We start from the raw sequence: 22,000 nt of genomic DNA on the forward strand, positions 1-22,000 counted from the left end.
AAAATGCGTCAATACTCATGCTGTTGCTTCAATATCGGGAAAATCGCTTCCACTTTTTCCACATCACCCAATACCTCGTACAACTTGCCTTTGACGATCTGCTCTTTTGCCCGATTATCTTTCCAATTATCGGGTGCATAGTCTGCCATCACTTGGTGAACAGCTAATGCAATGCCTTCATCTTGTCCCAAATTATTGTAGATTGCCCGTTTGCCTTGGGTGTTTAAAGCTGGTGGTGTAGTCGGTGCATAACCTTGTGCGACTTTCTTGGCAAGCTCCGCGATATTGTTGAGATAGTCCTCGTAATCTAAGGCACCTTGCTTACGCTGTTTGATAATTTCATCCAGCAGCTTAGACATCTTTTCAAAATACGCAGGGTCTAGCAAATGGTCTTTGATGATTTTGCTACGCACATTGTTCTCAATGGTTTCAGCCACCGCGTCTTTATTGCCCTTAATACCGTCAGGCTGGGCATTGATTGCCGCTGCGATACCACTATTGACGATAATATCAATCAGGGGCATCTCACCAAAAGGTGAAATCACTTCTGGCACTTCTGCTTGAATGTAGTTATCAATCAAATGCCGCATATCGGCTTCATAGGCTTTTAAGTCCAACACTTCATTGCTAGCATGGCGGATTAACTCACGCAATTTCAGATAGTGATCCACCAAAGCCTTGATGTCTTGAATCTGCGTTTCGCTGTATCCAGCTTCTTGCATTTCGTCAGCGATGTTCGCATAGGCACGAATCAAGGTAACGATTGCTTTATAAAGTGAGGTGCGTTGTACTTCGCGTTCCTTTAAGTCACTGGCGACCTCAGTATTTCCGCAGAAATAATGAATATGTTCCAGATCGCCTTTGGGTGGCTTGACTGGTTCACACAACAAAGCCAGTTCTTCAATGGCAGTGTCTAAACGTTCGCGTCCTGTTTCAAGACGATTCTTCAACAAAATATCGCAATCATCCTTTTCAAAACCGTCATAGTCCAGCTCTGAGGTGTAGACGGCGACCGCATTCTCAACCTTCTCAAACAGCTTTTTATAGTCAACGATGTAGCCGAATTCTTTGTCGTCCGTATCTAGGCGATTGACACGGCAAATCGCTTGAAACAAGCCGTGGTCTTGCATTTGCTTATCAATATAAAGATAAGTACAACTTGGCGCGTCAAAGCCCGTTAATAATTTATCGACTACCACTAAAAGCTTCATGTTAGCTGGCTGTTTCAGAAACAATTCTTTCGCTGTCTCTTCATAGCTTTCAGTCTTGTTCATACCCGGCTTGGCAGCGACATCTTTCAATAGCTCGGTATAAATCTTGTAAATGGTTTCTTTATCGGTTTCGGTATTCGCACCCGTATCTTCCGTGGTGATGTCTTTGGTCTGTGGATTGTAAGAAGTGATGACCGCGCATTTGTTTTTTAGTGAAGTGCCTTGAAATAACTCGTAATAGCGGCAGGCTTCGTAAATACTGGATGCCACTAAAATCGCATTACCTGCCTGCGAACTTAAACGCGGCTTCACACCAAAATCAAAAATAATATCGGCAACAACTTTTTCCATGCGTGAACGTGAACTCAGCACATTTTGCATCGTGCCCCATTGTTTTTTCAATTCAAACTTTTGGAAGTCATTTAAACCACGGGTTTTTGCAGCAAACCATTCATCGACCTTTTTCTGCGATGACAGCTTTTGGTCAATATCACGTGCTTCATAGACTAAATCCAATACCACCTTATCTTCTACCGCCTCGTTGAATTTGTAGGTATGAATGTATTTGCCAAACACTTCCAGGCTGGTGGATTTGTCTTTTTTCAGCAAAGGTGTGCCCGTAAAACCGATAAATACCGCATTGGGTAATAAAGCTTTCATCACACGATGCAATCTGCCGCTTTGGGTGCGGTGGCACTCATCCACAAACACAAACAACTCACCAACGGCTTGGGTAGGTTGGCTTTCTAATTCTTTGATGAATTGCTCAAAATTCTCTACGTCTTTTTTACCAAACTTATGCACTAAGGAACAAATCAAACGTGGGCTGGGGCTAGCAAGCAAGCTCATCAAATCGCGACCACTCTTGGCTTGTTCTATCTTTTCTTCGGCATCAGTGAAAACACGCTTAATCTGCTTGTCTAACTCATCCCTATCAGTAATTACTACCACACGGGCTTTGGCATTATTTTCTAAAATCCATTTCGCCAGCAACACCATCAAAATACTTTTACCGCTGCCTTGGGTATGCCACAAAATGCCGCCCTCACGCCGTCGCACATGCTCTTGCGCCGCCTTGATGCCAAAGTATTGATGCACACGCGGTAGCTTTTTCACACCGCCATCAAACAAGACAAAATCATGCATCAGCTCGATCAGCCTTTGCTTGTTGCAGATTTTAGCTAGGTATTTATCCAGCTTATAGCCGTCGTTGTCTTGTTCGTCTTCCTTCCACTTCAAGAAGAATTTTTCTGGTGTGCCAATGGTGCCGTATTGCAGTCCTTCGGAATCATTGCCAGCAAATACAAATTGCACCGTGCTAAAAAAATCACCGATAAATTCAGGCTTTTGATTTACCAAACTTTGGCGTATGCCATCGCCAATAGAGACACGGCTGTTTTTGAGTTCCAGCACCGCAATCGCGATGCCGTTCACATACAGCACTATGTCAGGGCGTTTCTCATGATTGCCATACACCGTCACTTCTTCGGCAATATAAAAATCATTTTGGTGAGGCTGTTTCCAGTTAATCAGTTGCACCGTATCGGTCGGTGCGCTGGCTTCGGTTTTGACATCCACTCCATAGCGTAATAAGCCATATACGGCTTTGTTATTGGTGTACAGGTTCTGGCTATGGTTATTGGCGGCGATGCGCAAAGCATAGATGGCACGGTTGATTTGCTCAGTGGTGTATGCCTGTTTGCGCAGATACGTGCTCAGCAAGCCTTCATCAATATTGCTGTTATCAGCCTTGTCTTCCAGATTGCCCAGATAGATATAACCTAAGGTGTTCTGGCACAAAGCCACCACACGATTTTGTGTGGCACGTTCTGGCTTACCGATAGCACCGCTAGAAGATGGGGCGAGACTCATACTAAGCGTATCCTTCCTGTCAGCAGGTTTTGCATCATGCCTTGTTTGATTTGCTGGTATTTTGCGAGTTTAGTTTCGAGAACTTCTAATTCAGAGTCCATATCACTCAGAATCTTCGCAATTTTAATTTGCTCTGAAACATCAATCGGCAAGAACACATCCATTTCCGTCAATGTTCCCATAACGATATATGGTGTATTTCCCGCATTGACCTCAATTCGGATTCGCTCTTGCAAATTTCGCGCCATATAGAGTTTCAAGAAATGGATATGGTTGCTGAAGCCACTCAAAACGTAAGTTCGTTGGTAGGCATTAAATTTTCCGTTGTAGTAGTGAATATATCCAACATTTGCGCCATTTCCTGAAACCAAAAGCGCCTCAGTATCAAATGCGTACTTATCTATCCAATAGTGTTCCTTTGCACATGTAAAAAAAGGATAATCGCCATGCGTTACCATTGCATTTGCATCCAACTTTCCAGTAGTGATTTTTTCACACATCTCGCCCAACTTTTGAACCGTCCAGCCCGTTTTTAGCTTTCCATTTTCATAAGGATTAAGCAAGGTCTGCATCGCCCCTTGTTTGATCTGGCGTTTTTTTGCAATGAGTTTTTGCAGCGAGCCTATCAAGGCATCGGCATCGCTTAGGGCATTGGCTATGGCGGTTTGTTCTGCGTATGATTTCGGCAGAGGAAGCGGATAGCCTTTTAATTCATTCAGGTCAATACCCGTTTGCCCAGAAGATCTTTGAGAAAGCTTCTCAACAAATGAAAAGAGCGAGTCTTGTTTTAGAAAAAAATAGGCATACAGATTGCTCAATTTCGATTTGGGTGTCGCCTTAATGAGGGCGACATTATATGCACCTTCAATTCCTTTCAGAATTTGAAATATTGGTGGGCCATATCTGCCAATCATTATGTCTTCTTGCGTACAGAATTTTCTTGCTAAATTTATCGGTACATAAGTTTCATATTTATCAGATTTGTAGTCTCTAATCTGAATTAGACGCACATATCCATTCCTCGCAGAAAATACAAAAGTAGATTTATCTGGCTGTGAGCCACCTTCGAACGTTATCAGATCATTGACGGTATACATATCCCAATCATTTGGAATTATTCTTCCTTCAATTTTCTTATATCCTGCTCTCAATTCCATACAAACCCCATCTTCGCCAAATGCATTTGAACGGCTTTTTCTAAATCTGCCACTTCTTGTGTTTGCACAGGCAATGGCGTTTCATAGCGCTCCGCCAGCTCTTTAATTCTGTGTGTTAATCGCTGGCTGATTCTGTCCATCTCGGTATAAATATCTTTGGCAATGGTCGCGATCCATTTATCATCCACCACCAAAGTCTTAATTTGTTCGGTGGTCAATGTCGGATAATGCGCCAGCACTGCGGCGTCCAATTTGGCTTGTGCCTCTTTGATTTTTTTATTGGTCGTGGCTAAGTCTTCTGTTACATCCAGATATTTTTTCAGAACGACGATTTCATCTTTTGCTTCTGCATCGCCTTTGATTTCTTTCAGGCGTGCGGCGACATTGGCTTTATTGACTTTTTCGAGTTCCGCAAAATAGCCATCTTCGCCACCGTGCTCTTCTTCCAGTTCGGTGATCTGACTGCTGAGGTTTTCGCTCTCTGCTTCCAAAGCTTGAATCGCTGCTTTTTCTGCTGCGAAGTAACGGTTAATCACCAAGTCTTTCGGCACCAGATCACAAGTCCAGCCTTTGTCGCTGACTTTCTTGGTGGTTTTATTTTCGACCAAGATACGATAAGTGTCTGCCTTCCAGCCATCACTGGCAATCAGGTAGCAATCATCTTGCATAACCGCAAACCAGTAATTCATTAAATGCTGATAGACGTCGTATTTGTTCAGCAAAGCTTTATCAGTGTAAGCAGCGAGCAGGCTTTCACCTATAGCATGAATAACTTGTTTGGGATGATGCCCTGGCTGTAAATCTTTGAGCGTTGTGGTAGTGCTGGTTTGCCATTGCTCAAACACGCTGTTCATCTGTGCCATGAATTGCACGAATTCTGGGTGCTGATAGATCGTGGTTTTGATGGCATCCTTATTGACCGTGAGCGCATAAAAATGTGGGCTACGGCTGGACGCTGTAAATAAACTTGCTTTGAGATTCGGGTAAACATCCCAATAGGCTTTGAGTGCATCGACGTCCGCCTTGGGAATATCACCAAGCAGGTGGGCATCAATATGCTGCAAGTCTTCTGGTTCTGAACTATCAATATAGCGTGGGATGTTCAGGTTGAACTCGTTCTTTTCGATTTCATCAAAAGGCACGATACGGCTGTATTTGTCGATCTCTGTTTGCTTGTTGAATACATCCACAATCTGATGAATATCCATATCACGCAAGCGATTTTTATTGCCGTCTTTGATAAAACCTTTACTCGCATCGATCATGAAAATGGCTTTGCGATTATTTGCACCCTCTTTATCAATAACGATGATGCAAGCAGGAATGCCTGTGCCGTAAAACAAATTGGCAGGCAAACCAATGATGCCTTTAATGATGCCTTTGCGAATCAAGGCTTCACGAATCACGGCTTCGGCATTGCCCCGGAATAAAACTCCATGCGGCAAAATACAAGCGCCTTTGCCATTGCTCTTGAGCGAACGAATAATATGTAGCAAATAGGCGTAGTCACCATTCTTGGCAGGTGGGACACCGTATTCTTGAAAGCGCGTATGGATGTCATGCAAGGCATCTACACCCGTGCCCCAGCGTTTATCTGAGAATGGGGGATTGGCGACGACATAATCAAAGGTTTTTAGGCTGCCTTGCTCATTCAAGAACAAGGGATTCGCCAGTGTATTGCCTTGCTTGATTTCAGCGGTTGGGTTGTCGTGCAAGATCATGTTCATGCGTGCCAAGCCACTAGTGGCAGCATCTTTTTCCTGTCCGTACAAAGTCACTTCTGTTTTGGCTTCGTCGGCAATTTTCAAGAGCAATGAGCCTGAACCACAGGTCGGGTCATACACGGTGGTATTGGCACTGGTGTTCGCATTGGCGATACCGAGAATTTGTGCCAACACTTTTGAAACTTCGGCAGGTGTATAAAACTGACCTTTGCTCTTGCCGCTTTCAGTAGCAAAGTGGCGCATCAGGTATTCGTAAGCATCGCCTAGAATATCGTCGCCCTCGGCACGGTTGCTACTGAAATCGAGTTCTTTCTTTTCAAAGATAGCGATCAGGTTGGTCAGGCGCTCCACTTTTTCTTTGCCGTCACCCAGCTTAGTGGCATCGTTGAAGTCGGGCATGTCCGACAATTTATTTGCATCTGCTAAGGGTGCAATAATTTTCTTGTTGATGTCGTCGCCAATGGTGCTTGTTCCTTTGAGTGCCACCATATCTTTAAAGCTGGCACCTGCTGGAATGCTAATCGGCGCGAACGGCACACCTGCATATTTATCGCTGACGTACTTAATAAACAGCATGACCAGAACATAGTCTTTATATTGGCTGGCATCCATACCGCCACGTAGTTCATCGCAGCTTTGCCATAGGGAGGAGTAGAGTTCTGATTTTTTGATTGCCATAGATTTTTATATTTGAATGTTAAAACACGGTGTTTGTACGGTATCAATGATTTTTTTGTTACCAGATTGGTATTTCGATTAATTTGAGCAATTATCTGCTCATTAGCCTATCGTAAAGAACACTGGGAAAATCTCTGTTCGTATCGACAAACATATGGACGAAAATTTCCTCTTCTTTTATCTGATAGATAATTCTTGTTTGTCCTACTAGTCGTTGACGATAATGAACAAGTCCAATTGCTTCAATTTCTTCAGGAACAGAGCCAGCAAGTGGCATCTCGGCTATCTGTTTGAGCACTTTCTTGAAGTCTGATTCGACAGCCACCCAAACCTGATCGCCAAATTTTCTCTTCACATAGCCGCGTATTTCACGATAGTCGTCCTTGGCATAAGCTAAGACTTGGACTTTGTAGCTCATTGCTGATTTTCCTTGTCCATCTCAGCAAAGAAAGAATCGGCATCTTGGAACTTACCCTCTTCAATTTGTTTGTTGCCTAGTGCGAGGATTTTTAGAAGTGCCATGGTTTCTTGTTGCTTCTGATAACTATCGATATCCATGACGACCATCTTCGCTTCGCCGTTCTGAGTAATAATCAGAGGGTTGCTGTGGTTTTCGCTGAAATCCCTTGCTATCTCAGCGGCATTTGCCTTCAAGAATGAGATTGGTTTGATTTGCTCGGACAGCTTCATGATTGCTCCTAGTGCTAAATTAGCAATAAATCCAATTTTGGACTAAATTTAGTCTTATTATGAGACTGTCCAGCAATCTAAGTCAAATTTTCAATCGTGGAAGGTGAGCTTGTTCAGCACTACTTGTGCCACTGCCATCTGATTTCTCAACGACATAGCTTTTTATCACACTGCTGTCGTTGGCAATCTTTAATGCTGGCTTACAATCGCGAATGATTTCAAGATCGGCTTTGCTAGGTTTATAGCCCGTGATTTTTTCTGGTGAAAATGCACCTGATAAAACGGCTTCAACAAACACTTTTGACTTGAATTCATCACTACCCGTTAGGTGAATTCCTTGCCAGCCTTTTTCCACAGCTAATTTGATCGCAACCTTGACTTCTTCCTCAGTACCACTCGCGACTTTGATTTGACTCCCGTAGTCAAAAACTTTTCCACCACCATTGAGATTTATTCGAAAGCATGTGCCGATTTCGGTTTCAATCTCATCTACCCCAGTGCAGTAGTCTGCAAATATCTCCAACAAAATTGGAATGTAGGTTCTCGCAAAAATCGCCTCACGGTATTTTTTACTGTTATTGAAATCGGTAGGGTTTAAGAACAAGTGCTTAGATTTTTTTGCTTGAACAATTTCTTGTTGAATTAGATCTGCCTCACTCTCTAAATTTAATGAAGCGATGAATTGTTTATTTTTTTCGTTACTCATATTTTTCTCCTTGATTAGTGTGTTGAGTTCCTTTCGTTTTGATGTTGTGATACCTCGTTTGTCCATTGCATGACAGATTGCACCGACATGCACGGTTGGGATTTGGTCTAGTCCTTGTTCTTGTAGACTGCGGTGGTCTATTCGGCTTTTACTAGAAGCGATAGATAATCGCCTGTTGCAGTGTTTCGCCCACTGCTCGCGCCATTCTTCCAATTGATCTTTGCTATTCCAGTCACGGTTCTTCTTGCCAAAACCATCGTTGGTGATATTAATTTCACGAGTGGTCAGTAAAATGTGGGCATGTGGATTTCCCTTCTTGTTATGTATGACGACATCGGCAATCATGCCTTTGCTGATGAGCTGAGTATGCACAAATCGTTCTAGCAAAATAATGTGCTGTGAAGGGCTTAATTCAATCGGTAAAGCGACGATAATTTCTTTGGCGGTTTGTGAGTCCTTTCTGGTTTCAGACTGTTCTACGGCGTTCCAAAGCTGTTCTCGCTCTTTCATCCATTGCGGTGCATTCGGTGGTGTAAAGATACGGCGGTAAGACACTTCCTTTTTGCGGGTGTAATCAAAAGTTTGACCAGTGCGATGATCGTGAATTTTTTCGCCTGCACGATATGCGGCGGCTGCGGTTGCACTTCTTCCAGTGGTGCGGGTGATGAGTTTTACACTCAAATGGTAAATCGCCATATTTCATTTCTCCTGAACGTTTTCGCTTTCAGCTTTTGAGCACACGTCGAGTAACGACGTATAAGTGCGCATTTCGCTGTTTTGCTCTTGACGTTTCTTTTTTGTTTGTTATTTGTAGTACTACTGCGTGAATTTGAAATGTCAACGCCAAAACAATAAAAATAGGAGATGAAAAAAATGAGCAAACCGAATTTGAATAAATTACTTCAACAAAAAGCAGAGCTTGAAGCCCGAATTCAGCAAACGAGAAATCGTGAGGCGATAGAAGAGAGAAAACGCGATACCAGACGAAAAATTCTGGCAGGTGCTTATGTGATTAAGCTGGCAGATAACGATTTGAAAAAACTGGGGAATGAATTGATTTCGGCTGGCATGTTAGAGCCAAGAGACTATGCATTATTCGGAGTGGAAAATGATTCTTCTGACTTTGAATCTAATCGTTTGCCTTCGGACTGAACGGATGATTTGATCGCATAAAAAGAACATCTTACCCAAAATTAAATAGGCTAAATGTGCAACTAATCCACTACAAGGAGAAATTATTTACTGAATGTCATGTTATTCTGCGATTTTAGTTTATGTTAAATCCACCTGAATCATATGAGTGGTTTGAGCAAAGTGAAAAGAATAAAGGCGCAAAATGAAAACGGCAGTGGTGTTCATTCATGGATTTACTGGGAGCGGAAGTACTTGGGTAAATGCTACCGGAAATAGTTTTTTAGATTTATTACAGACTGATCCAACTGTAAACGGTTTCGATTTTTTTGAGTTCAGCTATTTCACAAAGCTTACGGATTTTTTTAATTCCGCGCCATTTCAAAAAATCATGAGTGCAATACCATTTATAAATCGCTTACCTGGCGTCACTGGCAAAGTAAGGATGAATAGACCGATTGCACAATTAAGCGAAGAGCTGGCTACTTACCTGAATTTGACTTTGGAAGGATACGATGAAGTAATCCTTATAGCCCACAGCATGGGAGGATTGATTGCGAAAGATCATATTTTAAATTCTCAGCCTGGGCACGGACCAAAACCTGTGGGCTACATTTCCATAGCGGTTCCACATAAAGGATCATTAGGTGCGCAATTGTTAGGTCCACTCAACAATATCAATGCAAAAGAACTCGTACCATTATCGGAACAATGCGATAAGTTGAATAATGAATGGATTGAGCAACGCAATAATTTGCCCCCCGCAATCTATATGTTGGCACAACACGATGAAGTTGTGGTGAAAGAAAGTGCACTGCCTTACTCCGTGAAGAAGGAACAGAAAATTGTGGTGAGTCACGATCACACATCAATTTGCAAACCTGTGGATAGAACTGATCTTTCCTATCTCGCAGTGAGAAAATTTTTGGATACTTTTACATATGAAAAAACGATGGGAATTTTATCAAATGAATCTTCACTATTGCCGACACCAGAATACGATAAGGAAATCTTTGTTTTAAAGATGATTGTTTGCGATATCGGAAGAAAAGGAATTGCAGATGCAAAAGATTGCTTTTTTAGTGCCGAAATCATCTCAAAGGCAGCGAATAAAAAAGATGCGGCAGAACTACGGGCGTTGCAGAGAAAGGTTCTAAGTTTATATCAGCAAAAATTTAATGCATGCAATGGAAAAAAGATGTCATCTAATGACATTTTCGCTGAGGTTCATTCGGAAATTACCACACAAGATTCAGGTGTACTTAAATCCACTGTCAAATATCTTAACTTCTTACATAAGAAAGGATTACTTCATCAATTGGCCAATAATTTAACTGATGATGTAGTCTGGGCTGATGATACCGACTTTGAAAAAATTCGGAGCACAATCAAATGAGTGCCGCTGAAGTTTTTGACTATCGAGACGAGTTTTATTTAAAAACATTCCGAAGATGGTATGTGATTAAGCTGCTTTGCTCTAATAAAAAATTTGTCGCAGGAGTTCCATTACAGAAAGCTGGATTTGTTGATTTTCTCATTTGTAATCCATTAATTTTAAGGAAGTTCTTAATGCATTTCGACAAAGCGGCACCTTCTTTGAATTTAGACGACTTGCTGTATAAAGATAATATTGATTCCGACGGCGGACAGGACATTACCGACTTCTCCAGAACATGCACTCTTCTAATATCGCAAGGGCATATCAAGTTCATGAGACAAGAAGGTGAAATTTTTTTAGTCTCAAATGATGTGGATTTTAGCGTGGCTAGTGAACTAGCGAATCGCTGGAAAAAAGAAATAGATCTAATTCAACCGCTCTTGGGTAAATCATTAGCAGTACTGTCAACAGGAATTTTACGGGGCTAAAATGGAAAACAGTCCATACTTAATCGTCAATCAAGTTATAGTTCAAGGGTTCAAAAAAAATTACGAGGCAAATTTTAAAGAGGGACTTAACTTAATATGGGGTGATATGGACTCTGGTAAGTCTAGCATCCTTATGCTGATTGACTACTGCTTAGGTGGTAGCAATGAAAAATTACTTTATGGAGAAATGAAGACATATGGTCGAATCGCATTTTTAGAAGCAAATCTGAACGGGAAAATTTATACATTTGAACGAGACATTTTATCTTCTGACTCCTTCATCAGAATCTACACTGGCACTTACATCGAGCGCACATCGCATTTTCCACTACTAGTATCTGCTGCATCAACCGACAAAACTGCCCCAGACGGTTGGATATCTGATTTTTTACTTGACAACCTTAGCATTCCAAAAGTGACGATCAAGGAATCTAGACAGCGAGAAGATGCGTCATCCGATCGCCTTAGCTTTCGAGACTTGATGAAGCTTTTGTATCTTAAACAAACTCGCGTCGGTTCCGATAATCTTCTGGATTATCAATCGCCTGTACTATTCAATAAAAATATTGAAATTCAGAAATTTGTCTTCAACATATATGACGATAAATTGGCTGCATTAGAGTCCAATCTAGCCGCAGAAATAGCGGAGGCAAACGATTTAGAAAGAAACGAAAGATCTATTCGAAAGTTTTTGGCAGACATCAATATTCAACCGAATGAATTCGGCAATGAGAAAAATAGAGCTGCACAAAACGAAGCTGACCTTGAAGAGTTGGAGATAGGGCTAAACCAACTTAAGCAGGACATATTTTTGGCAAATGATATTGCTTCTTCTATTGCTGACGCGATAAAGATACTTCGTCAAGAGGCTCAAAATGTTGATAATCAACTTAATCAGCTAGAAATTAAGTATGAGAGTTTCGCAAAACTTAGCAACACATATCGATTTGACATCGACGCACTAAAACTGTCTAAAATATCTCGGTCAATTTTGGGCATTCAAAATCCAAAGCAGGAACACATACCTTGTGCACTATGTCAAACACCTTTGGAAATCAACGCACCTACGGTGGCAGATGAAGATGTCGATTTTCAACTCAAATCGTTACGAAATCGCGAAGTAGGTTTGCAGACCGCCCTATCTGAAATCCGTTCGTCTCAACGCGAATTATTGAAGAAAAAAGAAACTATCGAGAATAATCTCAAAGAGGCTACTCGCAGTTTTGACGAAAATAGCATCGAAAGTATCTCTCCGCTGATTACTGCGATCCAAAGCGTTGAACTATCCCGCACACAATTAAAAATTGATTTGGCACAAGCTGAGAGAAACGTAGCAATCGTTAATAAATTTGAGGATATAGGTACAAAACGCGACTCCAAAGCTGCCCTGATCTCGCAGTTACGGCGAGCAATTAAAATTATTAAAGACGGTCTCGTTGGAATAGAAGAAGTTACAAATGAATTACGCTCGTTACTTGATCAGTACTTACAAAATAGCGGACTTCTAAACGTGAGCGACATATCAATCGACAAGAAATTTACAGCTCATCTAAGAGGAATTTCATACTACAACACATCTTCTGGAGGAGTTCGAACTATTACCTCCATTGCGACGTTTGTAATCCGATTGCAATACTTGTTAAAACACGCCTGCAATCTTCCAACTTTTTTAATGATCGATACACCTGGACAAAACATTGGCAGATATAGAGCACCAGATGATTCTCCTGAGGAATCTAATCTCTCTGATCCGAAATTATATGAAAGAATTTTTACGCAAATAATTAGCGTATTGAATGAAGCGACAGTGTCTGAGAGAAAGTGCCAAGTCATTATTGTCGATAATGATCTCCCCGATTCTTTGGTAGAAGGCGTGAATTTTCATTTGGTAAAACGTTTTAGTAAGCAAGGTGGGAAATTCGAAAAAGGACTCATCAACGATGCAGAAATGGGGTAGCTGAACTACGAAGACTAATCTTAACCAATTTTTTAAGGTAGGTATTAATGAATTGGCTCTGCACGATTCTACTTTTCCATAAAGTTGCGTAGAACCTTGAAACAGTTGACAGACATTTCACTTCTCATAGGTTCTGCGGTTCTACTCTAATTTATTTATATAAGGAAGAAAGAACAGAACATCCATAGCGCTTTTTACCTGTGCTGAAATTCAATCATTCGCGCAGAACCTACTTTTTGCGCGAAGAACCTCATGGATATTAACTTTCCCGACTCTACTCACCTGAGAGTCAATGCCAGCAATGGTTTCTCGATAAGTTTGTTACTGGCATTGGTTTTTGCGGTTCTGCCCATTTCGTATAATTAGGTACGACTAACCCAGAAATGCAAGAAGAGCCGAAAGGCTCTTCTTGCATCGGAGGTTAAATGTGACTATGCCTGTTTCTGAAAACTGACAACATTAGATTTGTCGTCGCTGAATTCCGATGTACATTCGTCTTCATAGTCAAAGAAAACCATCGCTGGCTCAGCCCTGCAAATATTTTGAGCGAATCGCTTCATACTTTCTGCTCGGCTTGGCAATTGGTAAAAATATCCTTGTGTTTTACTCTTCCAGTTGGATCGCCAGTTAGGATTGTCCTGCTCAAAGGCAAATACCTTGCTCATGGCTTTCCCCATTTCATCTGCACTAGGCATAAACCGAAAACCTTGGCTGTCGCACCATTCTAGGCAATCGGTATAGATGGCATTGCGATAACAACGGCTATGGGAGCCATCAGGAGTCTTCACAATCGTTTTTTCTTCCACCAAGGCTGTACCATTCAAGACTTCATAAATGAATCGCTCTGGCATCGGTAAGCTACGAATCATTAACGCCATACGTGCTTTTGTATTTGGAAAATCTCGTGGTGAAAATCCTGAGATGTCACGATGTTTAAGGGCATAAAAAATCGCTTCACGACCGCCATTTTTAATCCATTCATTGTATTGATGAAAGAATTCACCTGGCTTTGTTTTTCCCTTATAGCGAGGGCTACCATCAATCACAAAGAAACGACGATCTTCCTCACCCACAGGTACACACCACTCCTCATTGGAAGCGACAAAAATACGAGAATAATTACGAACTTGAATTTCAGGTCGTCCTTTGTCGTTAATAGTATTCGTGCCTTCGGTAATCATAGCTTTCAATCGTCCTTCTGCTGATTTATCACCACCCCACACGGCTTCATCAGCAAAAATAACGAAAGCATTCAAGAGATGACCATTAAATGTGCCAGTTAAGCTGTTGGTTGAAGATAAGTGTTTATAGTTATCGGTGAATTCGCCAATCGTTTTCATAAGTGAGCCTTTACCGATACCCTGAGTTCCTCGCATTACGATGGCAACCTCTGGCAATTCGGCAGGCTTTTGAACCATGTGTGCCAAATAGTTCAATAGATACGTGATACAAGCTTGATCGTCATTGCATAAGGCGGAAATCAAGTCCAAGAAAAGGGAAATTTCACCTTGCTTGGCATGCACCTTAAATCCTCGCCACAAATTCCAGTAATGCTTACCGCAGGTTTCAGAGGGATCAAAGACGATTCCTTCATAGCGCGTCGTCAATTTATCTTCAAGGAAGGCTTGTGTGACAAGCACCTTTTTGTCTTCACGCACTTTGCCCGATTTCGCTTTTCCTTGTGGGATAAAATGAAAATGGTGGGCATGAAAGTTGTGAAAGTCTGCGATGTTTTGGAACTCCAATTGTTGTAAAAATTTGTCTTCCCAGCAGACATAAGTCTTTCCTGTCCGATTGATAATCGCATATTTTTTACGGAATTCTTGCAAGTCACGAAGCAAAGCCAATTCGCTTGCAATCCCACTGAATTTATCGGCAGTTTTACCATCTTTAACATCCCTATTTGACACTCCTACGGTGGGAGGCGTATCGCCAAATGGATCAAAAAATTCTTCGTTCAAATTGTCTGTTGTGTTCATAATGTTCTCCAATATTTTGAGTTTTTGTTTTCCATGGATACGGTGGAACTTCAAAGCCTGCACCCGCAGACCTGAACCGTTGTGTCACCATGAACCCTGCGGCAACAGGATTCTACACATAGGTGCGTCGCTGAGATTGTGAGTGAATCGCTTTTAGTGGAAAGTCGCTGAACATTCGGATTCGTCCTTGAAGTACAACTTCAAAGAAAAATTATTCCCCGACTGATTGCACTGGATAGACTGAATATCAGTAACGGAATAGCCCTTATGGGCGATATCAATAATCAAGGCAAACATAATGCCCATTGCTTCGCCAGTCATGTGCTCATATAACCCCTCGATCAAATTTGCCCAAAGTGATAGGCTGATAGGTGAAAGGTTTTTATCCAAGACAATGCCTGCCGCATCAGCGATATCTTTGATTGTTTGAATACCTGAAATGGCAGAACGGACTGGGTGCTTTTTGTGTTTGATAGACATAATTTCTCCTTTAAAAATAGTGGATTGTTTTCTTTTTGTTTTTCCAGATCTCAGGTCTGATTTTGAGATTTTGGATTGCCGCTACTCCCGGCAAAGTCGCTCTATTTTTTGGAAATTTCGTCGCTGTATTTTGTTGCGGATTTCTGCAACCAATAACCCACTTTCATTGTTACCTGTCGTGGGTTAATTATTTCTATGCTGTTTTACACCTGCGCATAGACGGTGGTGATTGCTGGGTCGTTTCTGACGTAACCTTGCCTTGGTTTGGCAAAATGCTGGTCAGGAATGATAGTAACAGCTTGGATTTTTCTGACATCCAATAGCTTCCAACCTACTTCGTCAGTACAGCTTGTCCCACCAATTTGATAGCCTCGCACGAATTCATATCCTGCTGAATTTGCGCCATAAACATGGGCTTCAATGATTCTTGGCAATCCCTTGTAACAGATCATCAAAGTTTGTTTATTTTTTATTGCTTCTTTAATTACTTGCATACTATTTCCTTTCGTTTAAATGTTGATTTACTTCTCCTTGTGCTACAAACTACCTTGTTAAGCGATGATTCTTTATCGCTGAATGTGCTGCTTAATCAGTTGTATAGTGCCTCGTAATAGGCATTGCCAAAATTTTCAAATCGATCTGTTTGTCCGTCATACGGAAGGTCGGTATCACCTGATTTAATACGTCTTTCCGATTCGCAAAATGTTTCACAACGGGCGATATAGGGCGCGTAGCGATTTCTGGGCTGATAATTTTCCAAAAAGCACTCTATGGCTAATTCTTCGTTGAATGCACTTAAAATGACCTCGTTGAACTCTCCCATATCCCAGTAACCAATCACATATTTCCTTAACTCCCCAAAGTCTTTTTCGCATTCATATTTGCAGGATGGGCAGCCGTTTTTCGTGAATTCGTCTTCGGTTACGGTGTTGTAATGGTCGTTCCATTCGTCTTCGGTCAACCTACAAGTTTCAATGAATTCAAATGCACTAAGCCAGAGATCAAAATCAAAGTCGTCATTATTTTCAGTGTTCATTTATTTCTCCTCGTCGTTAAAAAGTAGAGTCATGATATTCCGTTGTTTGCTTGATTCACACGGTACGTTTTCCAAAACGTGCGACTCGGTTTTTCTCTCTTCTTATTCAAGAATTGTTGAGCATATTAATGGAGCCATACAGAAATTGAATCGGCATGTTTTGCAAAACGTGCGTCTCGGTCATCCTCTTGTATTATCAAAATTCGCCGCAAAGCGAAGCGTATCTAATCGTGCGAAAAATTGAGTCCGCATGTTTTGCAAAACGTGCGTCCCTGCTATAGTTTCGCAAAAATGTATCGATCAGAAAAAAGGCAAGCATGGTAAAGACAAGCTCAAAGGTTGGCGGAAAATTGGTAGGAGTCAAAAGGTTGAAAGTGGATACTTGGTTCGCGGCGGTTATGCAGGCAAGTCAACAAACTAAGATTGAACCGCTCGTCGAATTTCTGTCAATAAACGGACTCAATACGAATCGTGATAAGTGGGATCGCTGCAAAAACTCTGAGGCTGTCCCGTTGGTGAGTTTTGTCTTGGAGGTGGATAAGGTCTTACCCGGCACAGCAAGCATTCTTCTGGCTGGTGTGGATAATCTACCAATGTGGAAGGTGTTGGATAAAGAAGAGAGTGTTTGCAAGCGAACGGTATCCAGCTTGCTTGCTGATGCGAGGCTATATCAATCTGGAAAAAACGTGGCGCAAAAATGCCATACTTTGCTTCAATATATGGTTGAGTACCAATTTGAAGAAGCATGGTGCGGTTCGCCTGTGGATTTAGATAAGTTAGTGGCTAGACCTACCAGAAATGCGATTGCCGAAAGCTGCAAGACTAAAAATTTGGATAGTCGCACTATGCTAGCAATTGTCGCCCTATGGATTCTTGCTCAATCAGGAGAGGACCAAAAGGCGATCAATTACACGGACTATTTTTTGCTGGGAATTTTGGAGCAGCCGTTGACCGAGCGATTTGGCAAGCCGATTGCAGACTTTATTCGTGAAATGTATCACGAGGCTGGGGAAATAGAACAGCTTCACACTTGATAAGGCTGTCTTGGCTGTTTCCCTAAACCGTTTATCAAGCTAACTTAGATTTTTCCATCGCTCTCTTCATCACTATCTTTGGGTGTGCCTTTGGGCTTGAATTTTTCGCTAAATCGCTCAACCATTTCGGCAGAATTTTGGTACTTCAAAATATTTTCAGCAAGATTTGTAATCTCTTCTGCCTGAGCGAATAGATTTCCAGCGAATGCCCTGAGCAAAAATAAGTGCGACAAATTCACACTGGAAGTTTGAGGGCTTACCTTCTTCGGCGCTGGTTTTTCTTTTTTGAGTTTAGCTTCTGGCTCCGCAGTTTGCTGCACCGAGCCAGTCAACAAAAAATCAGCGATATGGAAAATGGAATAGTAAACATTGCGTCCAATGTTTTGATGTGGAATCGGGAACTTCTTTTCTTCCCTGAGTTTGCTTTGCTGTTTTGGTGAGATGGGGATTTCTTCCGCCAACTGCTTGGGGGTCATCACAAGTTTGCCATTGGTCTTACCTTTGAGATGTTCAATTAGTTGGTTCTGAATTTCCATTCTCTCTCACTCATAAAACTGCTGAAAAGGTTATAATGATGGGCTTGGGGTCGCCATCGCACAATGGATAGTGCAATCCCCTCCTAAGGGATAGATGCAGGTTCGATTCCTGCTGGCGATACCATTTCATATCTAGCCAAACATCCGCAGCAAATTCCATTCGCAATACTTGTTATTTTAATCGTCAATGATATGTCTTGGCGAATTTCACTCGTCCAAACAAAATAAATTAAATTTTTTGGGACAAATTTGGGACAAAATGGGACACGAAATTAGGGGAAACGACGGGACTTAAACGGATTTAAATGCTTGAATTTATTCAGTTTTTTATTTTTTCAAGCGTAGAATAGTTCGCTTAGGAGGCATGTGCACTATCCATTGTGCTACGGAGAGACTCTTGAAATCCGTTTCAGGATTCCTACGACTTCATTACGCACTACAGATTATTAAAAACCCCAGCGAACGAAGCCCGCCATCTTACCTGAGCGACCAATAACAATCAATTGCAATCCCGCTGAAACGATGAAACTACAGGCAACTAGCGTACAATAACGCCTTTCCTCGTTTTTAACGATATTCCTCTACACGCATCGGCTCTCTTTAGCTCGACAGAAGTTTTTTATGGCAGTCATCTCTCTTAGCAATGCGCAACTGGCTTTTGGTCACGTTGCCCTCCTCGATCACGCAGAATTCTCAATTGAAACCTCGGAACGCGTCGGTTTAATTGGCCGCAACGGTACGGGTAAATCCTCATTACTCAAAATCATCGCGGGCAAATTCAAACTCGATGATGGCCTGTTGGTCATGCAACAAAACATCAAAATTGCGTATGTCGAACAAGAGCCGCAATTTGACCCTGATCAAACGGTATTTGATGCGGTTGCTTCTGGCCTAGGTGATTTACCAAAGCTACTGCAAGAGTACGAGGCGATCACGGGCCAATTTGGCGGTGATAATGACGAAGCGCTGATGGAACGCATGCACGATATTCAAGTTCAACTTGATGCCGCCGACGCGTGGAGCTTGGGCAACACGGTGGAGACGACTTTAGATAAGTTGAATCTCTCCAAAGACGCCATCATGAGCACGCTGTCTGGCGGTATGAAAAAGCGCGTTGCGCTGGCCTGTGCATTGGTCAGCGCACCAGATGTTTTGTTACTTGATGAGCCCACCAACCATTTGGATTTCTCGTCAATTAAATGGCTCGAAGCCTTATTAAAAGACTTCAAAGGCAGCGTGCTGTTTATCACGCATGATCGTAGTTTCCTCGACAATGTCACGACGCGTATTATCGAACTTGATCGCGGCAAGATCACTTCTTTCCCAGGTAACTTCTCAACGTATCAAGTACGCAAAGCTGAGCAATTAGAAATAGAAGAAGTCGAAGCAGCGAAATTTGATAAATTCTTAGCGCAAGAAGAAGTCTGGATACGCAAAGGCGTCAAAGCACGTCGCGTACGCGATGAAGGTCGGGTTAAACGACTTGAACAATTACGCTTACAACGTGCGGCGCGTCGTGAGCAACAAGGACAAGTACGTCTGGATGTCACCACCGGTGAACGCTCGGGTAAAATCGTGGCGGAATTGGAAAACGTCTGCAAGAGTTTTGGTCCTAAAAATATCGTCAATGATTTCTCCAGCATCATTATGCGTGGCGATAAGATTGGTTTGATTGGTCAAAACGGTGCGGGCAAAACCACGTTACTCAAATTAATCTTGGGTGAGGATCAACCAGATAGCGGCACAGTCAAACAAGGTAGCAAATTACAAATCGCTTACTTCGACCAAATGCGTACGCAACTCAATGAAGAAGTCAGTCTGGCAGAAACGATTTCTCCGGGTAGCGATTTTGTTGAAATTAATGGTCAGCGTAAGCACGTCATGTCTTATCTTGGCGACTTTTTATTCGCACCAGAGCGCGCTCGCTCTCCTGTCAAAACCTTGTCTGGTGGTGAACGCAACCGTCTGCTCTTAGCACGCTTATTTGCGAAACCGGCGAATGTCTTGGTGCTCGACGAACCAACCAATGATCTTGACATCGACACACTGGAATTACTCGAAGAACTGCTAGAGGATTACGAAGGTACGGTGTTTTTAGTTAGCCACGACCGCATGTTCTTAGATAACGTGGTCACGCAAGTGATCGCGTCTGAAGGCAATGGTTTATGGAAAGAATACATAGGTGGTTACACCGATTGGGAAACGTATAAAAATTCTCCAGCAGGTAAAGCCGTCGCAACACCAGTGAAAGCGAAAACCGATAACAAATCACCGGTCAGCAGTATGACCGCACCTACGCCAAAAGCAGAGGCAAAACCAAAGAAACTTAGCTACAAAGAGCAGAAAGAATTAGATGAATTGCCGAATTTAATCAGTAATTTAGAAGCGGAGCAAAAGACGATTTCTGAAAAACTAGCTGATGGTGATTTCTACAAAGATGCAAGCCCAGATGACATCAAAAAGTTGAATGAGCGCTTTGCCGAGATCGACGAATTGTTGATGGCAGCGTTAGAAAAATGGGAAGCGATTGGCGGGTAGTTTGCCGCTAGTCGTAACACGGCAGCGAGGATAACAACGAATTGAGCGCTAAGGCGCCCCTGACTAAATTTATGTAACCAAAAGCATTCTTTACTTTTAAAAAAATGCTTTTGGTACTTCGATCAGGTTACGGGCTTCCTTTGAGCAAGCGCGTTACATTTTTTGCCCATTGAATGTACCTTGCCCTGCCTGATTTCCTTCAAACTGCCACATACCTACGACAGTCCCAGTTTGAAGATCAACATTACCCATAAATTTAGCATTTCCTGCTTTACCGCTACCAGCAAGGTGTATTTCACCTTCTTGACTAACGGTTCCACTGACATTGAAATTATAATTATATTTCGTTGATTTACCCATTCCTGTGACGCTACCGTTCTTGTTAATCATCACGTTCACCGTACCTTCATCGTCACCCGTAAATTTCACACTGTACATACCGACCAATCCAGGCGCTGCGCTTGATTTAGGACTAGTAGGGCTTGCCGGTTGCGCATATTGCTGTGCTGCGACTTGGGACGGAGACGTCGCCTGAATAGAATTTGCTGCATTGTTTTTCGATGCTTGAGACGTCGCTTGAACTAACAAATCTTTATTTCGAATCGTTTGCACAATTTTATTGTAGTTATCGAGCAAGCTCGCTGCAATCAGCTTACCTTCTGGGGTTTTACTATAGCCCCCTGCGCTCGCCCAACCGAAGCCACCCCACCCCCAACCACCTAAACTAAAATCCATCTTACTCGCTTGCCCCTCAGCGCTTGCTACTTGAATTCCAGATCGAACATCAGCGAGCAGCAACGTAGTTTCAGCTTCTTTGAATTTGACACCACCAGCTAAACCACCCAATGCGCCAAGAGCACCACCAAATCGCCCCAATAATCCACCCACCGCGCCACCGACGCCACCAGTATCGCTAGCAAATTGTACCGACGGGGTCATCACAAAATCAGCCGCCTGCAATTGTCCACCACCAACATTTGAGCCTTGCTGAAGCTGGCCTGCAGCGGCCAACTCACGCTCTTGACGAATGTTTTGCATCGCAACGCCACGCTCAACTACAGTAAAACAGGCTGATTCTTCGACAATCATCCTCAACATCGTAGAGGGAGAGCCCAATTTGTAATTGGACAAAGACGCTAACATATGGCTCTGCGGCTCAACAACGGCCAAAGTGCCAAAATTTTTCGTACATTTTTCAATCGCACCTTTTTGCACACTTTGTGCATGGGCTAATCCAACTCCTGACAGACAAATAGCAAGAACAGCACTTGCGACAGAAATGCGTGAATTCATTATTGGGTTTCCTTAAATATTGCTTCAAGCTTGACCGAAGACCGATGTAAAAAAATCAAAGCACGAAGTATAACTTAAACAAACACCAACACTGAATTTCGTCCGATAAGAG

Annotated in this window: 18 protein-coding genes and 1 tRNA gene; 7 read left to right on the forward strand and 12 right to left on the reverse strand. The window is 42.4% G+C overall.

All coding sequences use genetic code 11. The annotated features are described in order from the left end of the window. Positions 1-8: 8 nt before the first annotated feature. The 6 genes from KDM90_RS03970 to mobQ form a co-directional block, all read right to left on the reverse strand. The gene (locus KDM90_RS03970) at positions 9-3,083 is read right to left on the reverse strand and encodes a type I restriction endonuclease subunit R (RefSeq protein WP_212674248.1); all 3,075 of its coding nucleotides are present in this window, start codon (positions 3,081-3,083) and stop codon (positions 9-11) included. Beyond that, complete coding sequence (locus KDM90_RS03975; RefSeq protein ID WP_212674249.1) at positions 3,080-4,240, reverse strand: restriction endonuclease subunit S; 1,161 nt, start codon at positions 4,238-4,240, stop codon at positions 3,080-3,082. The genes KDM90_RS03970 and KDM90_RS03975 overlap by 4 nt, the downstream gene beginning before the upstream one ends. Next, on the reverse strand, positions 4,231-6,642 hold the full coding sequence (locus KDM90_RS03980; protein ID WP_212674250.1) for a type I restriction-modification system subunit M: 2,412 nt from the start codon (positions 6,640-6,642) through the stop codon (positions 4,231-4,233). The genes KDM90_RS03975 and KDM90_RS03980 overlap by 10 nt, the downstream gene beginning before the upstream one ends. Before the next feature lie 91 nt (positions 6,643-6,733). Continuing rightward, positions 6,734-7,060: a type II toxin-antitoxin system RelE/ParE family toxin gene (locus KDM90_RS03985; RefSeq protein ID WP_212674251.1), complete on the reverse strand. Its 327-nt coding sequence runs from the start codon at positions 7,058-7,060 to the stop codon at positions 6,734-6,736. Next, complete coding sequence (locus tag KDM90_RS03990; protein ID WP_186940042.1) at positions 7,057-7,332, reverse strand: type II toxin-antitoxin system Phd/YefM family antitoxin; 276 nt, start codon at positions 7,330-7,332, stop codon at positions 7,057-7,059. The genes KDM90_RS03985 and KDM90_RS03990 overlap by 4 nt, the downstream gene beginning before the upstream one ends. 82 nt (positions 7,333-7,414) lie before the next feature. Continuing rightward, positions 7,415-8,734: a MobQ family relaxase gene (gene mobQ, locus KDM90_RS03995; RefSeq protein WP_212674252.1), complete on the reverse strand. Its 1,320-nt coding sequence runs from the start codon at positions 8,732-8,734 to the stop codon at positions 7,415-7,417. Positions 8,735-8,911: 177 nt separating this feature from the next. Between mobQ and KDM90_RS04000 the strand changes: the two genes are divergently transcribed. From KDM90_RS04000 to KDM90_RS04015, 4 genes are all read left to right on the forward strand, one after another. Beyond that, the gene (locus KDM90_RS04000) at positions 8,912-9,190 is read left to right on the forward strand and encodes a mobilization protein (protein ID WP_212674253.1); all 279 of its coding nucleotides are present in this window, start codon (positions 8,912-8,914) and stop codon (positions 9,188-9,190) included. A gap of 184 nt (positions 9,191-9,374) precedes the next feature. Further along, positions 9,375-10,565, forward strand: coding sequence for an ABC-three component system protein (locus tag KDM90_RS04005; RefSeq protein WP_212674254.1), 1,191 nt, complete (start codon positions 9,375-9,377; stop codon positions 10,563-10,565). Continuing rightward, positions 10,562-11,035: a hypothetical protein gene (locus KDM90_RS04010; RefSeq protein ID WP_212674255.1), complete on the forward strand. Its 474-nt coding sequence runs from the start codon at positions 10,562-10,564 to the stop codon at positions 11,033-11,035. The genes KDM90_RS04005 and KDM90_RS04010 overlap by 4 nt, the downstream gene beginning before the upstream one ends. Position 11,036: 1 nt before the next feature. Beyond that, positions 11,037-12,992 (forward strand): hypothetical protein, encoded by a 1,956-nt coding sequence (locus tag KDM90_RS04015; RefSeq protein ID WP_212674256.1) that lies wholly within the window; start codon positions 11,037-11,039, stop codon positions 12,990-12,992. A 431-nt stretch (positions 12,993-13,423) separates the two neighbouring features. On the opposite strand, the gene KDM90_RS04020 is transcribed toward KDM90_RS04015, so the two are convergent. The 4 genes from KDM90_RS04020 to KDM90_RS04035 form a co-directional block, all read right to left on the reverse strand. Beyond that, positions 13,424-14,971: a primase-helicase family protein gene (locus tag KDM90_RS04020; protein WP_212674257.1), complete on the reverse strand. Its 1,548-nt coding sequence runs from the start codon at positions 14,969-14,971 to the stop codon at positions 13,424-13,426. 153 nt (positions 14,972-15,124) lie between these two features. Beyond that, positions 15,125-15,451, reverse strand: a complete 327-nt coding sequence (locus tag KDM90_RS04025; RefSeq protein WP_212674258.1) for a hypothetical protein — start codon at positions 15,449-15,451, stop codon at positions 15,125-15,127. A 203-nt stretch (positions 15,452-15,654) separates the two neighbouring features. After that, entirely contained in the window at positions 15,655-15,945 is a 291-nt protein-coding gene (locus KDM90_RS04030) for a hypothetical protein (protein ID WP_212674259.1), read from the reverse strand. A 95-nt stretch (positions 15,946-16,040) separates the two neighbouring features. Beyond that, the gene (locus tag KDM90_RS04035) at positions 16,041-16,487 is read right to left on the reverse strand and encodes a hypothetical protein (RefSeq protein WP_212674260.1); all 447 of its coding nucleotides are present in this window, start codon (positions 16,485-16,487) and stop codon (positions 16,041-16,043) included. 374 nt (positions 16,488-16,861) lie between these two features. Here KDM90_RS04035 and KDM90_RS04040 point away from each other — a divergent pair, with 374 nt between their 5' ends. After that, entirely contained in the window at positions 16,862-17,521 is a 660-nt protein-coding gene (locus KDM90_RS04040) for a hypothetical protein (RefSeq protein ID WP_212674261.1), read from the forward strand. Positions 17,522-17,565: 44 nt separating this feature from the next. Here the strand turns inward: KDM90_RS04040 and KDM90_RS04045 are convergent, their stop codons facing one another. Then, entirely contained in the window at positions 17,566-18,057 is a 492-nt protein-coding gene (locus tag KDM90_RS04045) for a hypothetical protein (protein WP_212674262.1), read from the reverse strand. 49 nt (positions 18,058-18,106) lie between these two features. On the opposite strand from KDM90_RS04045, the gene KDM90_RS04050 reads away from it, so the two are divergent. Next, a tRNA-Arg gene (locus KDM90_RS04050) sits at positions 18,107-18,181 on the forward strand. Positions 18,182-18,678: 497 nt separating this feature from the next. Beyond that, positions 18,679-20,595 carry an ATP-binding cassette domain-containing protein gene (locus KDM90_RS04055; protein WP_212674263.1) on the forward strand — a complete coding sequence of 639 codons (1,917 nt, stop codon included), beginning with the start codon at positions 18,679-18,681 and terminating at the stop codon, positions 20,593-20,595. A gap of 153 nt (positions 20,596-20,748) precedes the next feature. Here KDM90_RS04055 and KDM90_RS04060 read toward each other — a convergent pair whose 3' ends face one another. Continuing rightward, a complete protein-coding gene (locus tag KDM90_RS04060; RefSeq protein ID WP_212674264.1) occupies positions 20,749-21,888 on the reverse strand; it encodes a CsgG/HfaB family protein in 1,140 nt (379 codons plus the stop codon). Positions 21,889-22,000: the final 112 nt, after the last annotated feature.

Origin of the sequence: Affinundibacterium fentianense, from assembly GCF_018139545.1 — a bacterium.
Taxonomy (GTDB): Bacteria; Pseudomonadota; Gammaproteobacteria; order Burkholderiales; family Burkholderiaceae_D; genus Undibacterium; species Undibacterium fentianense.

Coding starts and splice junctions, on each gene's coding strand:
- KDM90_RS04015 (WP_212674256.1), top strand. CDS start 11,037: ATGGAAAACAGTCCATACTTAATCGTCAATCAAGTTATAGTTCAAGGG.
- KDM90_RS03990 (WP_186940042.1), bottom strand. CDS start 7,332: ATGAAGCTGTCCGAGCAAATCAAACCAATCTCATTCTTGAAGGCAAAT.
- KDM90_RS04030 (WP_212674259.1), bottom strand. CDS start 15,945: ATGCAAGTAATTAAAGAAGCAATAAAAAATAAACAAACTTTGATGATC.
- KDM90_RS04060 (WP_212674264.1), bottom strand. CDS start 21,888: ATGAATTCACGCATTTCTGTCGCAAGTGCTGTTCTTGCTATTTGTCTG.
- KDM90_RS04020 (WP_212674257.1), bottom strand. CDS start 14,971: ATGAACACAACAGACAATTTGAACGAAGAATTTTTTGATCCATTTGGC.
- KDM90_RS03985 (WP_212674251.1), bottom strand. CDS start 7,060: ATGAGCTACAAAGTCCAAGTCTTAGCTTATGCCAAGGACGACTATCGT.
- mobQ (WP_212674252.1), bottom strand. CDS start 8,734: ATGGCGATTTACCATTTGAGTGTAAAACTCATCACCCGCACCACTGGA.
- KDM90_RS04010 (WP_212674255.1), top strand. CDS start 10,562: ATGAGTGCCGCTGAAGTTTTTGACTATCGAGACGAGTTTTATTTAAAA.
- KDM90_RS04005 (WP_212674254.1), top strand. CDS start 9,375: ATGAAAACGGCAGTGGTGTTCATTCATGGATTTACTGGGAGCGGAAGT.
- KDM90_RS04000 (WP_212674253.1), top strand. CDS start 8,912: ATGAGCAAACCGAATTTGAATAAATTACTTCAACAAAAAGCAGAGCTT.
- KDM90_RS04035 (WP_212674260.1), bottom strand. CDS start 16,487: ATGAACACTGAAAATAATGACGACTTTGATTTTGATCTCTGGCTTAGT.
- KDM90_RS04025 (WP_212674258.1), bottom strand. CDS start 15,451: ATGTCTATCAAACACAAAAAGCACCCAGTCCGTTCTGCCATTTCAGGT.
- KDM90_RS04045 (WP_212674262.1), bottom strand. CDS start 18,057: ATGGAAATTCAGAACCAACTAATTGAACATCTCAAAGGTAAGACCAAT.
- KDM90_RS03975 (WP_212674249.1), bottom strand. CDS start 4,240: ATGGAATTGAGAGCAGGATATAAGAAAATTGAAGGAAGAATAATTCCA.
- KDM90_RS03980 (WP_212674250.1), bottom strand. CDS start 6,642: ATGGCAATCAAAAAATCAGAACTCTACTCCTCCCTATGGCAAAGCTGC.
- KDM90_RS04055 (WP_212674263.1), top strand. CDS start 18,679: ATGGCAGTCATCTCTCTTAGCAATGCGCAACTGGCTTTTGGTCACGTT.
- KDM90_RS03970 (WP_212674248.1), bottom strand. CDS start 3,083: ATGAGTCTCGCCCCATCTTCTAGCGGTGCTATCGGTAAGCCAGAACGT.